Origin of the sequence: Gilvimarinus polysaccharolyticus, from assembly GCF_001187555.1 — a bacterium.
Classification (GTDB): Bacteria; Pseudomonadota; Gammaproteobacteria; order Pseudomonadales; family Cellvibrionaceae; genus Gilvimarinus; species Gilvimarinus polysaccharolyticus.
Map to the genome: position 1 here is coordinate 744472 of NZ_LFIJ01000002.1, position 12954 is coordinate 757425.

Here is a 12954-nt window from a genome sequence, read left to right on the forward strand (position 1 = left end):
TAGGCACACTTATGGTTGGGGATACCACTGCGGAGATACTCGAGATGGTTCGCAAAAAGCCCTAAGTATGCCGCAAACAACTCTGTTTAGAGGTGGTTAAGCTCGGCGCCATCGTTAATATTAGCAACTCCCTTTAAAGTACTGCCCCCCCCCACTCTCAGTGTGTTGCCATCAATAATCTCACCACATACTTGCACGTATGCGCATATGTGAATACAATTCGCGAATGTTTAAGTACTCATTTAGGGTGATATTTTGAATACAGAAAAATTAATAATTGCATTTAATGAATTTATTCACGTTGGTGGCGCGTTAGTTTTAATTATTGCTGCGGTCTCAATTCTTACTGGGCTAATGCGAGAGTATATTCCGCAAGATAAATTGCAAAAAAAACTTACAAAGCATGAAAGATGGGGATCATTCTTGGGCGCCAGCTTGGGTATGTTAACGCCATTTTGTAGCGCATCTGTTGTGCCTGTAACGATGGGGATGGCAACGATGGGTGCGTCTTTGGGGACCGTGATGAGTTTCCTAATTTCTGCTCCGCTTTGTAATTTTATTGTTTTAGCAATGATTTATGCCGCTTTTGGTATAAAGGTAACGGCGATCTATTTACTTATTACCTTTAGTGCGGCGGTTATAGGTGGTTGGTTGATATCTAAATCTCCATGGAAAGATGAGATTAAGCGTGGTGATGAATTAGAGGGGGTAAAATCTGGTTCGGTATGTAAAGAAGGCAAGGTTTCTTCATCTATAGATGCCTGTGGTCTCGAGACAAAAACAGTTGTTAGCTGTAGTTCCTCTGCTCCTGCTAAAGGAGCGTGTGAGGCGTTAAGTAATAGTTGTGATTCAGTGGCTCAGGCAGGAGAGGCCCAACCATCAAAACTACAGCGTGCATTAAGATTCGCTTGGGCACTATTCAAAAGAATAATTCCATACGTGTTGTTGGGCTCATTAATTAGTGGTGTATCGGCCGCTTACCTATCACCCGAATTAGTGGAGAAGTACGTCGGAGGTGACAATATACTATCTATAGTAATTGCGGCGATCATTGGTGTGCCGTTGTATCTGCGTATTGAGATGGCCATTCCATTGTTAAAGGTTTTAATTTTAAAAGGAATGGGGTTAGGCCCCGCAATGGCATTAATTATTGGCGGTACGGGTGCTAGCTTGCCGGAGATAGCGTTAGTCTCTGCTGTGCTTAAGAAAAAAGCGGTTTTTGCATTTGTTTTTATTGTTTTAACAACGGCTATTATTGGAGGGTTAATCTTCCAGTTTGTGGTGTAAGTAGAAGCCGCCACTTTATTGAGTGGCGGCTAAGAAATGTCGATATAAAATAGGTTGATTTCATGCGTTGTTTATAATGTAGTATCATTGATCAACAAGATCTTAGAGCTAAAGGTAAAAAATGGATGAAAAATATATTGATGCACTAAAAGCATTGTCAGAGCCTAATCGGTTGCGATTGTTTTGGCTCTTGGTTCATATCGACAAGCGAATTAGTGTGGCAGAAGCAATGGATGTTATCGGCGATACACAATACAACGTTTCTCGAAATTTAAAAATGTTATATAAATCCGGATTATTGACCCCTAAAAAACAGGGGAAGTGGGTTTATTACACTTTAAATGAACATAAGTTACCTCATTGGAAATATCTGGTTGAGTCTATAAAGATGTTGCCTGAAAAGAATTTTTCAGATGTTACGAAGCGATGCTTGAAGCGATTATCTATGAGAGTCAATGATGAATGTGTTATCGGTGCTGATAGTGATGAATGGCAATCTATTATCGCTAGAAAATAAGCATGGATGTCCATTATTATTTTACAAAATTAAAGTGATGTTGAATTTTATGATAGGCAATGATTTTCTTAGATTGTTAGCTTATTTTAGCAGAAACGAATATGCGTAAAACCGATAAAAAAATAGATAATCAGATAAGAAAGATTTTAAACGCTGCATGTGAAACGGCATTAAATGATTATTTTGGATTCCAGTGGTTGACACATTTGGTCGATTACTCTGTTTTTCCTAAAAGCTTAAAGGTTGTTTGTGTTTTTGACACGGACTTTAATCTTGATAACTTTGTCACAAGCGGTGGCCGTAATAAACTTGATGGTGATATTCGAGGAGGTCTTGCTGACATTGGTATCGATATAGGCATTGCCCATATTTTGTACGATACGGAAGAAGGTTGCGGTAGAGATCATAATGGCAGGTGGATCGATCGGTTTAAAAAATGATTTCGCCAATTAAACATTGTTCTGAGTGGCGCTTTTGATTTAGCGCGTTTGCGGCGATGTTCGGTTATAGCACTAATAGCTCCGCTTGTCCCTTAGCTTAGATTGGCCTACTTGATGCTTTTTGAGGGCTTGGTGGCGCAAACGCTAAGCCGCTGTGGGTTTGTCTGATGCTTGTCCTGCGTGATTAGGCCACGGGGCCGGTAGTATAATGGGGGCTTTGTTAAGAAGAGTATTAAGGAGTCCTAATAATTGATAAGGTCAATGACGGTTGAGGTGTGCTGGGTTAGACTAGATTGATTTTTAGGCGATTTCCATCTTGTATAGGGTGAGCGCTGGTTGGTAAGAAAAATAATAGCCCTTTCACTTAATCTAGTGTGTCCATAATTATGAATATTCATCGCATCTTGGCGGTTTTACTGTTAGCAATATCGGCTGTTTTTATAGCATCTTGTTCTGAGTCAAATGCCGTATTAACCGATTCTCCTGTCTCAGAGGGGGCCTCAGATCAGCTTAAATCGGTGCTGATTTTCTCTAAGACTACGGGTTGGGTGCACGATTCTATTCCCGAAGGGGTTGCGGCGGTTACGGCGTTAGTCGAGCAAAAAGGCTTAACGCCTGTGGCGACCGAGGATGCGAGTATTTTTACCGATGAGCAGCTGCGTAATATGGCGGCCATTGTGTTTGTAAGTACCACGGGTGATGTTCTTAATAACCAGCAGCAATTGGCCATGGAGCGCTACATTCAAGCAGGCGGTGGGTTTGTTGGTATTCACGCGGCGACAGATACCGAGCGTGAAGGTGATTGGTACTGGTATCGACGCTTGGTGGGGGCTGCATTTAAGTCGCACCCCAATGATCCATCAAACGTTCAGCGGGCTAAAGTCAAAGTGGTCGATGGTAGCCATGCGGCAACACAAAACTTACCCAAAGAATTTTATGTGACGGATGAGTGGTACGACTTTGATTCGCTCTCTGATAGCCGCAATGATCTGTTGGTTGTGGATGAGCGCAGCTACCAAGGTGGTTTGCATGGTGCTTATCATCCCATAGCTTGGTATCACGAATTTGACGGAGGTCGAGCGTTTTATACCGGCTTGGGGCACACCAAGCAGTTATTTCAAAAAGAATGGTTTGTCGCACACTTATCCGGCGGTCTTGATTATGCGCTGGCTGAGCGTAACGCCTTAGATTACGCCCACGCTCGGCCTGACTCGCGTCGTTTCTCTAGAAACACACTGGTAGAGGGCTTAAACGAACCGGTTAGTTTTGACGTGACAAAAGATTATTCGGCGGCCATGATTGCAGAGCGCGAAGGAAAATTGCTGTGGCTAGATGTTGCCAGCAAAAAAGTACATAGCATGGCTGAGTTTGATGTATTTGCGCCCGCTAAAAGAATTGAGTTTGGCTTAATTGCCGTCGCATTTGATCCGGACTTTACGACCAATCAGCTTATTTATGTTATGTACAATTTGGCCGACAAGAGCGGCAAGCATGAGCTGTTGCAACGTGTGGCGCAATTCACGCTGACCAATAAGACAGTTGATATGGCGTCTGAGCAAGTCTTGCTGGATATTCCTAATGACAATACTTGTTGTCACACCGGTGGAAATTTAGAGTTTGATCGTGCTGGTAATTTGTTTGTCGCTCTAGGTGATAACTCTAATCCGTTTGAATCAAACGATTCTGGCCCGATGAATAACAAGCCTGACGGCACCTATCACGATGCTTTAAGAAGCTCGAGCAATACGCAAGATTTACGCGGTAAAATTTTACGTATAACTCCCGATAAAAAGGGCGGTTACGCTATACCTAAAGGCAACTTGTTTGCCGCGCCCGACCAAGGCCGGCCAGAAATCTATGTTATGGGCACTCGCAACCCTTATACGATTGCGATAGACGATAGTACCGGTGATTTGTATTACGGTGATATTGGCCCCGATGCCAAAGCGGATAGCGAAGAGTTTGGCCCGCGTGGCTATGATGAGATCAACAAGGTTACCCAAGCAGGCTATTTTGGTTGGCCGACGATGGTAGCGAATAATAAACCGTATCGGATGTACGACTATCAAGCCGCTAGTAGCGGTAAGTTGTTTGATCCGTTAGCGGCTAATAATTTTTCGCCACGTAACACCGGTTTAAAGGTTTTGCCGCCGGCACAGCCAGCACTTATTTGGTATCCCTATGCGCGTTCAGAGCGTTTTCCTGAATTGGGTCAGGGTAGCCGTAATGCTCTGGTAGCGGGAATTTATCCAGAAAAAACCACTGATGATTTGGCTTATCCGGCGTACTACCAAAATAAATTATTTATCGGCGACTTTATGCGTAGCTGGATAAAAGTGGTGACCTTGGATGCCTACGATAACGTGGTAAAAATTGATAACTTTGCCCCAACTGTTAAATTTGCTGGTCCGCTGGATATGAAAATAACCAAAGACGGCCGTTTATGGGTGCTAGAGTACGGTACTCAGTGGTGGACCGGCGGTAGTGAGCCTAAGTTGAGCTATATCGATTACGATCCCGATATGGTGTTAGCCGAGTTGGCTGTCGAGGACGATGCCAGTAAGCTCGCTGCAGGTGGTTTGGGACATGCAGCACAAGTAGAGGTTGCCCAGGGCAAAGAGCTGGCGCAAAACACCAGCTGTATTGCATGCCATAAAGAAAACGCCGCTTCGGTAGGCCCGAGTTTTTGGCAAATCAAACAAAAGTATAGTGAACTCGAAGACCCTAAAGCTTATATCGTAAATACTATTGCCGAGGGCAGTAGTGGTAAATGGGGTGAGCACGTTATGCCTGCGCACGATTTTTTGGATGCCCAAACACGAGCTAAAATAGCGGCCTATATTTTGTCTGTAACCGATAAAACCGAAGAGTAAGAAGTTTTTAGTTTGGTCTGTACGGTTAACGAGCCTTACTAGCAACACTAGGTGTTAGTAAGGCTAACTTGTATGCTTTATCGTGCTCTCGATTAATAAATTGATCTAGTGTTTATCCTACTTTCCCCATTTAATGCTGGCGGCTATAGACGAGCTTTTGACTCACGGTTAAAGCGCTACGTTTGGGATCTGGGCCGCAAAATCTGTTATCACGCGACTTAACTTCCAGTATATCCGGCAGGCTGCTCAAAATAAGGTACACTCTATAAACCCTTTGGCAATTTTTAATGATTTTAGCCAAAGCCTCTGTGTTATCAATGACTTGGCTGGCCCGCTTTAGGTGCACGGTTTAGGTAAGCATACTTGAGGTGAAGTCACTGGCGAGAAAGCGGCTAAAGGTGGATGTATTACGAAGCGGTAGTGCCTAAGGCGGCCTATGCAAAACTATGGTCGTAATGGTGATAGCGACCCTAGTCTTTTATGTTCACCTAATTGAGACGAGCGTAGCATGAGTAAAGGTATCGTTAAGTGGTTTAGTGCAGATAAAGGCTTTGGTTTTATTACCCCAGAAGACGGCAGCAAAGACTTATTTGTTCATCATTCTGAAATTCAGGCTGGTGGCGGATACGCTACTTTAAACGACGGCCAAGAGGTTGAGTTTGAAGTTGGGCAGGGCCAAAAAGGTCCGTGTGCTAACAAAGTACGCCCGCTGTAAGACAGTTAGACTGCTAAAAAGCATCGCAACTTTAGGTGGCCGATATTTTAGGCTGCCTCAAGTTGTTGTGTTGCCTATCATAAAAGCGTAACTTCCCGACTATTATTGATTTCTTTGCTCGGTTTGCAGCAAGGCACTTTGCTATGCGCAATCCGTTTGTCGATGATCTGTAATTGATTTAGTTTATACTTTTAGGCTTAACTTTAAGCGATAAGGACGACCTTTATGGCAAGTAATATGGTTCCAATGCTAATGTTTGCGGCAAATGCGGATGAAGCAATTAGCCTGTACGTTTCGTTGTTTGAGAACTCTGGGGTGCTGTCTATGGAGTATTACGGCCCTGATGAGCAAGGCGCCGAAGGCTCGCTAAAAAAGGCATCATTTGTGGTGGCAGGACAACACTTGTTGGCAATAGACAGCCCGATTGAACATGATTTTAGTTTTACCCCAGCCATCTCGTTATTTGTTGAATGCGCCAGCACCGAGCACTTTCAAGATGCTCTCGCTCAGCTGTCCGATGGCGGCAAAGTGCTTATGCCTGCCGATAATTATGGGCACAGTGAATTATTTGCTTGGGTAAGCGACCGCTTTGGCGTGTCTTGGCAGTTAAGCGTGGGTTAATGGTTGTTTGGTTAATAAGATGTTTTATGAATCAATATGACTAAATTTTTACGCAATAGCTTGGCGGCAACTATGTGGCCGTTACTTGTGTGCATTTACGCTGCAAGTGTAAATGCCCAAGATCTTACCCCTTTTACGAGCGATGGTTGTAGCGCCTTTCCCGATGGCACATTTACTCAAGAGCGGCTCTGGCTTGCTTGTTGTGAAGCTCACGATTTAGCCTATTGGCAAGGCGGCACGTACCAGCAGCGCCTACAGGCCGATGAAGCCCTTGAGGCCTGTGTCGCGCAGGCCGGTGAGCCAGAGGTGGGGCTGTTGATGTTGGCAGGCGTGCGAGTCGGCGGAAGCCCGATATTTATGACGGATTATCGCTGGGGGTATGGTTGGCCTTACCCCCGTTGGTATGGTGAGTTAACGGCTGCAGAGCAGAGTCAGGTTAAGAGACTCATGCCCCCTTCCCCGTCGGCACCTGAGCTTTAAGTTTTAAACTGCGACATTTCATCACGCAAATTATGGCTCTCTTCATCTAGCACGGCGCTCGCCTCACGCACTACGTCGGCGTCGCGTGAGACGTGTTCGGTTAAATCATGAATGGCTGTTATATTTTGGCTAACCTCGCCGGCCACAGAGCTTTGTTCACCGGCTGCTGAGGCAATATGATGGTTCATGGCGTTAATCGATTCGATATTAGAGCGAATCTTTTCTAGCGCACCATCTACTTGGCTTGAGGCCTCGATAGTTTCTTGCACGGCTTTAACGCTGTGTTCCATAGAGTTGTGCGTGTCGTCGGCCGATTGTTGCAACTCGACGATAATAGCTTCTATTTCTTCGGTCGACTGTCGGGTTTTTTGTGCCAGCGAGCGCACTTCATCGGCTACCACTGCAAAGCCGCGTCCTTGGTCACCAGCACGGGCAGCTTCGATGGCAGCGTTAAGAGCAAGCAGGTTAGTTTGTTCGGCAATGGAGCGAATCACTTCCATCACGGAACCAATCGAACCGCTGCGCTCGCGCAGCCCCATAATTTTATCGGCGGTAGTTTGAATTTGCGTGGTTAGGTGGTTAATGGTGGTAATCGCCCCCTTAACAATGACTGAGCCGGCGTCGGCTAAATCTAGTGTGTCTTGTGTGTCGTTAGCGGTTTTGCGTGCGCGGTCTGCAACGTCATCGGCCGAGTAAGACATTTCTTGTAGTGCGGCCGCGACTTGTTCGATTTCGCGAATCTGCTGTCGAATCGAATCTGCAGTACCCGCAGCGGCGCCGGTCATTTTTTCGGTCTGTTTGGTGACGCTGGTACTGGATTGGTTAATGCGCTGAATAATAGAGGCGATTTGCTCCATGACTCGGTTAAAGTTTACACACAGCTCGGCAATTTCGTCTTTGCTATTGGTGGGCAGCCGACGTGTTAAGTCGCCACCGCCATCGGCGATTTCTTTTAGTGATGCACTGACTTCCAGCACCCGATGGGAGACCATCCGTTGCATTAACAGAGCTACGGTTATTAGTCCGGCTAATAGCAGGGCTATAACGGTAATAATGGTGCTTTGGTTTTGGCTGCCTAGTACCGCTAACATTTGTGCTTGAGAAAAGTCGGCATTGAAGTAACCAACCAGCTTATCTTTGCGAAAAATCTCGTGGCGTGGGATTTGGGTAATTACGTTGGCGGCCGGTTGAGTGTCGTCTTGACTATTGGCCAGTAGTTTGCCGCGATGATCGTACACAGAAAACGATGCAATCAGTGGTGTATTGACCAACGATTGGGCGATGGCCTCGATTTGTGCTAAATCGTAAGAGAATATTGGCTCGCGCAATGCCGATTCGGCGAGTTGAACTTGACCAGCGACACTGGCTTCAAAGTCTGCTTGTTGTCGTTTACTTTGCAACTGATAGCTAACGCTAACAATAACGGCCGCGACTAACAGCAGAATAACAGTAAGGGCAAACATTAATTTTATGGTTAGGGTTCTTTTTATCATAACGCTTTACTCTAATTAAGGCGCATTATTGGCGGTTGTTGAGTCGTCCTTTGACTGAGGTGGCAAGCTTGTTGTGGTTGAGTCGAGCTCGGTTAGCGTTGCCGGATCAAACCACAGGGTCGGGTCATCGAGGGGTGTGGCTTCGGGTAAGTTGGGGTTTTTTAATTCGAAGGCTCGACGATTGGCAATATTGCCGTATTTGACGACGGTCTGTACGGTCGGGTCGCTCATTACTAATGCATCAAAACTGCCGTCTTTTAGCGCTAGATTAAAGCCTTCTTTAAGAGCTTCGGCCAGTTCGGGGTGATGCGGGCTGACAAATAAATAAAACGGCATGCGATAAACAAACATCAGATTATTGTCGACCGTAAGCTCGAGCTCGGGGCGAGTTTCAACCTCACTCCAAGGTTCGTGAATGCCGCGAGGAAAAGCATCAAAGCGTTTGCCGTCGGCCATTAAAAATAGGCCTTCGTAGGTGCCGGTTTCGACTGTCAGGCCGTTGTGACGCATGATGTCAGTGTCGGGCCAGCCGCGCCCTTGACCAAATACATAGTTTTTTAACTGCGAATAATCATTAACATCGGCAAATAGGTCGCGATTATCTTTATGAATAATAAATACGCGATAGCCTAACAAGCCTTTATATAAAGGCACACGAATAGGGATTAGGTGTTGTTCGGTCCGCTTGGTAGCGGCGGTCCAGATGATATCGATTGTGCCGTCGAGCGCATCTTGAAATTGGCGCGCCGCGGTTAGTGTGCCGGGTGAGATGTTTAGCTGATAATCTAAGCCGGCTTTGCCGAGAGCTAGCTCAAGGGCTGCAATTGCGTGTTTCGCGTTACTGTCATCGCGTGACACAAGGTTAATATTCACTTGGGCGAATGCCGGTAGCGACAGGCATAGCGCTAACAGTAATGTTAGTCGTTTTCTCACTGTTGTACCTTTTGGTTATTATCGTTATATGTTTGTGCAGGATGTATCGAGCGATAGAATTCCGGGTCCCTTCGTGCCGTACAATACGGGCAAGAAACACAAAGCTCCCCGGTATTAAGGTTGGCGGCGGCGGCAGCAAAAACTTGAGTCTAATCTCTAGTGCCGCCGTTTATACTGCCCTTGTGCGGGTTATTTCTTCTTCATAGCTTGCTGTAGTAACGCTCCCATGCTGCCTAGCGAGGCTTTATTGTCTCCGTTTGGCGCGTTCCGTCCGCGTGCGTTGCCGCCGGTGCGGGGGTTATCGCTCTTATTGTTTCGGGCGCGGCGCGGCGTGTCTGCGCCAGTGGTTTTCTCGCCTGGAGTGTCGTCTAGGCGCATTGATAAACCAATACGCTTGCGATCGACGTCAACCTCCATCACTTTAACTTTAGCAATATCGCCGGCTTTTACCACTTCGCGGGGATCTTTAACAAAAGTGTTAGACAGTGCCGATATGTGTACTAGGCCATCTTGATGCACGCCGATATCCACAAACGCCCCAAAGTTAGTAACGTTAGTGACGGTGCCCTCTAAAATCATACCGGGCTCAAGGTCTTTAAGGGTTTCGACGCCATCTTGGAACTTGGCGGTACGAAACTCGGGGCGTGGATCGCGGCCGGGTTTATCCAGCTCTTTTAAAATGTCGGTAACGGTCGGTAAGCCGAATTGTTCGCTGGTGTAATCGGCCGCTTTGAGGCTGCCTAAAAAGGCTGAATCACCAATAAGGCCGGCAATGCGGCGCTCGTTTTTAGTGGCGATAGCTTCAACTACCGCGTAAGACTCGGGGTGTACCGCCGAGGCGTCCAGTGGGTTGTCGCCCCCAGCTACACGTAAAAAGCCAGCGGCTTGCTCAAAGGTTTTAGCGCCAAAGCGAGTGACCTTTTTAAGTTGCTCGCGTGAGCTAAAGGCTCCGTTTGTATTACGAAAATCTACGATATTGTTGGCAAGTGTTGCGTTAAGCCCAGAAACACGCGCTAAAAGTGCCGCCGATGCGGTGTTTACTTCAACCCCCACGGCGTTTACGCAGTCTTCCACGACCGCATCCAGTGATCGCGCCAGCTGGGTTTGCGATACATCGTGTTGGTATTGGCCTACACCAATAGATTTAGGATCAATTTTCACCAGCTCGGCCAGTGGGTCTTGCAGGCGACGGGCAATGGAGATCGCTCCGCGAATGGTTACGTCTAGGTCGGGAAACTCTTTTGCGGCAAATTCAGATGCCGAGTACACCGAGGCGCCGGCCTCATTGACCATTACCGGTTTGGCGCTAAGCTCGGGGTATTTGCCGAGCATGTCTTTAACAAACTTTTCGGTTTCGCGGCTGGCGGTGCCGTTGCCAATGGCGATTAAGCCGACATTATACTTTTGGCACAGTGCCGAGAGGACTTTTTCGGATTCGGCGGTACGCATTTGTGGCATGGTGGGGAAGATAGCGCAGTGATCGAGCACCTTGCCGGTGGCGTCTACCACAGCGACTTTAACGCCTGTGCGCAAACCTGGATCGAGTCCTATAGTGGCCTTTTGGCCCGCCGGTGCAGCCAGCAGTAAATCGTTAAGGTTAGAGGCAAACACCTTAATGGCGCCCTCTTCGGCGCGTTCGCGTAGCTCTCCTAGCAAGTCGGTCTCTAAGTGGGTTAATAGTTTGACGCGCCAAGCCCAGCGCACCACCTCAGACAGCCATTTATCGGCGGCGCGATCGTTGTCGCGAATGCGCCAGTGATCGGCTACCATTGCTTCGCAAGGGTGTGAGCTGGTGGGTTCAGACGGATCGCCCACGACTATGGCAATGGTCAGTACGCCTTCGTTGCGGCCGCGGAACATGGCCAGTGCACGGTGCGACGGAGTGGACCTAAGAGGTTCATCATGCTCAAAGTAGTCGCGGAATTTCTGCACTTCTTGTGAGGTGTTAGTGTCTTTGCCGCTGGCAACGCGAGCGCTGATGTTGGCCTCTTTTTGCAGAAAATCACGTAATTTAGCTAGCAAGTTGGCATCTTCGCTGAACTTTTCCATCAAGATAAACTTGGCGCCATCTAGGGCTGCCTTAGTGTCCTCAATTTTGAATTCAGGGTTGAGGAACTTAGTGGCTTCTGTTTCCGGGTCTAGGGTCGGGTCGGCTAGCAGTCCTTCGGCCAAGGGTTCAAGGCCGGCTTCGATGGCGATTTGGCCTTTGGTGCGGCGCTTGGGTTTGTAGGGCAGGTATAAATCTTCTAATCGGGTTTTGGTGTCGGCGCTGAGTATCTCGCTTTCGAGCGCGGGGGTTAGCTTTTCTTGTTCAGTAATACTTTTTAAAATCGCTGCGCGGCGGTCTTCTAGTTCGCGCAAATAACGCAATCGCTCTTCTAGGTTACGCATCTGGGTATCATCCAGCCCGCCGGTAACTTCCTTACGGTAGCGGGAGATAAACGGCACAGTGGCCCCTTCGTCCAGCAGCGCCACTGCGGCATCCACCTGTTGCTCGCGTACATTTAGCTCGTCGGCGATACGTTGAAAAATACTGCTCATGGGCCTTGCCTGCTTAATTCAATGGGTCTGATGGAAGCCACGTATGCGGCGTTTTCAGCATTATGCGTAAAACTCCGCATGATAACAGTCTTGAATTGCGATTTGGTTTGTGCTTTTTGTCTTTTGATGTGCACGGATTGGCCAAGGTAGCGGATGTGAAGGAGGCTTATATACTGAGTCAGGACTCGCCGGAGGGCTAGAAAGCCAGCTCGCTTATCGTAAAAAATTGCCGTAAATGAGTAGGAAGGGTGCTCGAGCATTGGTGTGCGGGCTATAAGCTGGAGCGGTGTGGTAACGGCGCCGATTTGGATCAGATTGCTCTGGCGTTTATCGCGATCCGCTTTAGCATTACAATAGACCCAACAGTCACTGCTGGGCGCCATAATGGCGCTCTGAACGCCTGGTGAATAAAACCTTAGAGGTGATCGATGAATGATGCAATTGTGGTAAGTGGTGGTTATGCGGTTGGTTGGGGCACATTGGCGTTAATTAATGCCGGTCTTGCGCAGGGTAAAAACCGCAGTGGTTTAGGTTGGTTTTTGTTATCTTTATTGCTTGGGCCCATTGCCACCTTAATTTTAGTGTTGCTTAATAAACCGAATCGTCCATTTGGCTAGCAGGGCTTTTTATATGAGAGCAACTATGAATATTTATAGCCGTTTTGGGGTGGCTATTCTGTTGTTGTGGCTAAGTGCTGTGGCGACGGCGGCACCGTTAGAATCTTTAATCATCAATCAGACAAACGCTTACAATCAGCACGATATCGACACTTATGCAGAATATTTTCATCCTGATGTCGAAGTTTATAATTACCCCGATCATCCGATTACCGCCAGCCGTGGGGCGTTAATCGAGACCACGCTTAAAACCTTTAAAGAGCGCAAACCACAGACGGTGGTCGAAACGACTATGGTCTTAAAAGATAAGGTCGTTACCTTAGAGCAGATAAGCTTTAATGTTGCAGGGGTGCGCCAAACAGCCAAGATTATTAAAATTTATCAGTTCCAAAACGGTTTAATTCGCCGTATGACCTTTATGAACTAACCACACAGCC

At 47.2% G+C, this 12954-nt stretch carries 12 protein-coding genes; 9 read left to right on the forward strand and 3 right to left on the reverse strand.

The genetic code is table 11. From position 1 onward, the window contains the following. Positions 1-255: 255 nt before the first annotated feature. The 7 genes from GILYN3_RS11810 to GILYN3_RS11840 all read left to right on the forward strand — a co-directional run bounded on the left by GILYN3_RS11810 (position 256) and on the right by GILYN3_RS11840 (position 6933). Positions 256-1287, forward strand: a complete 1032-nt coding sequence (locus GILYN3_RS11810; protein ID WP_049723169.1) for a permease — start codon at positions 256-258, stop codon at positions 1285-1287. Between the two features lie 121 nt (positions 1288-1408). Then, complete coding sequence (locus GILYN3_RS11815; RefSeq protein WP_049723170.1) at positions 1409-1804, forward strand: ArsR/SmtB family transcription factor; 396 nt, start codon at positions 1409-1411, stop codon at positions 1802-1804. Between the two features lie 101 nt (positions 1805-1905). Further along, positions 1906-2244, forward strand: coding sequence for a hypothetical protein (locus GILYN3_RS11820; RefSeq protein ID WP_049723171.1), 339 nt, complete (start codon positions 1906-1908; stop codon positions 2242-2244). Between the two features lie 386 nt (positions 2245-2630). Continuing rightward, complete coding sequence (locus GILYN3_RS11825) at positions 2631-5117, forward strand: ThuA domain-containing protein (protein WP_049723172.1); 2487 nt, start codon at positions 2631-2633, stop codon at positions 5115-5117. A gap of 508 nt (positions 5118-5625) precedes the next feature. Further along, complete coding sequence (locus GILYN3_RS11830) at positions 5626-5832, forward strand: cold-shock protein (protein ID WP_049723173.1); 207 nt, start codon at positions 5626-5628, stop codon at positions 5830-5832. 225 nt (positions 5833-6057) lie between these two features. After that, the gene (locus GILYN3_RS11835; RefSeq protein ID WP_049723174.1) at positions 6058-6453 is read left to right on the forward strand and encodes a VOC family protein; all 396 of its coding nucleotides are present in this window, start codon (positions 6058-6060) and stop codon (positions 6451-6453) included. A gap of 36 nt (positions 6454-6489) precedes the next feature. Further along, positions 6490-6933, forward strand: coding sequence for an FAD-binding oxidoreductase (locus GILYN3_RS11840; RefSeq protein ID WP_232305584.1), 444 nt, complete (start codon positions 6490-6492; stop codon positions 6931-6933). Here the strand turns inward: GILYN3_RS11840 and GILYN3_RS11845 are convergent. The 3 genes from GILYN3_RS11845 to GILYN3_RS11855 form a co-directional block, all read right to left on the reverse strand. Beyond that, on the reverse strand, positions 6930-8426 hold the full coding sequence (locus GILYN3_RS11845) for a methyl-accepting chemotaxis protein (RefSeq protein ID WP_049723175.1): 1497 nt from the start codon (positions 8424-8426) through the stop codon (positions 6930-6932). The two genes, GILYN3_RS11840 and GILYN3_RS11845, sit on opposite strands and share 4 nt — an antisense overlap. A gap of 15 nt (positions 8427-8441) precedes the next feature. Further along, on the reverse strand, positions 8442-9359 hold the full coding sequence (locus tag GILYN3_RS11850; RefSeq protein WP_157484928.1) for a diguanylate cyclase: 918 nt from the start codon (positions 9357-9359) through the stop codon (positions 8442-8444). Positions 9360-9548: 189 nt separating this feature from the next. Further along, positions 9549-11900 (reverse strand): Tex family protein, encoded by a 2352-nt coding sequence (locus GILYN3_RS11855; RefSeq protein ID WP_049723177.1) that lies wholly within the window; start codon positions 11898-11900, stop codon positions 9549-9551. A gap of 428 nt (positions 11901-12328) precedes the next feature. On the opposite strand from GILYN3_RS11855, the gene GILYN3_RS11865 reads away from it, so the two are divergent. After that, positions 12329-12517 carry a hypothetical protein gene (locus GILYN3_RS11865; protein ID WP_049723179.1) on the forward strand — a complete coding sequence of 63 codons (189 nt, stop codon included), beginning with the start codon at positions 12329-12331 and terminating at the stop codon, positions 12515-12517. Between the two features lie 25 nt (positions 12518-12542). Then, a complete protein-coding gene (locus GILYN3_RS11870; protein WP_049723180.1) occupies positions 12543-12944 on the forward strand; it encodes a nuclear transport factor 2 family protein in 402 nt (133 codons plus the stop codon). Positions 12945-12954 lie beyond the last annotated feature (10 nt).

Coding starts and splice junctions, on each gene's coding strand:
- GILYN3_RS11815 (WP_049723170.1), top strand. CDS start 1,409: ATGGATGAAAAATATATTGATGCACTAAAAGCATTGTCAGAGCCTAAT.
- GILYN3_RS11820 (WP_049723171.1), top strand. CDS start 1,906: ATGCGTAAAACCGATAAAAAAATAGATAATCAGATAAGAAAGATTTTA.
- GILYN3_RS11825 (WP_049723172.1), top strand. CDS start 2,631: ATGAATATTCATCGCATCTTGGCGGTTTTACTGTTAGCAATATCGGCT.
- GILYN3_RS11830 (WP_049723173.1), top strand. CDS start 5,626: ATGAGTAAAGGTATCGTTAAGTGGTTTAGTGCAGATAAAGGCTTTGGT.
- GILYN3_RS11835 (WP_049723174.1), top strand. CDS start 6,058: ATGGCAAGTAATATGGTTCCAATGCTAATGTTTGCGGCAAATGCGGAT.
- GILYN3_RS11840 (WP_232305584.1), top strand. CDS start 6,490: ATGACTAAATTTTTACGCAATAGCTTGGCGGCAACTATGTGGCCGTTA.
- GILYN3_RS11845 (WP_049723175.1), bottom strand. CDS start 8,426: ATGATAAAAAGAACCCTAACCATAAAATTAATGTTTGCCCTTACTGTT.
- GILYN3_RS11855 (WP_049723177.1), bottom strand. CDS start 11,900: ATGAGCAGTATTTTTCAACGTATCGCCGACGAGCTAAATGTACGCGAG.
- GILYN3_RS11865 (WP_049723179.1), top strand. CDS start 12,329: ATGAATGATGCAATTGTGGTAAGTGGTGGTTATGCGGTTGGTTGGGGC.
- GILYN3_RS11870 (WP_049723180.1), top strand. CDS start 12,543: ATGAATATTTATAGCCGTTTTGGGGTGGCTATTCTGTTGTTGTGGCTA.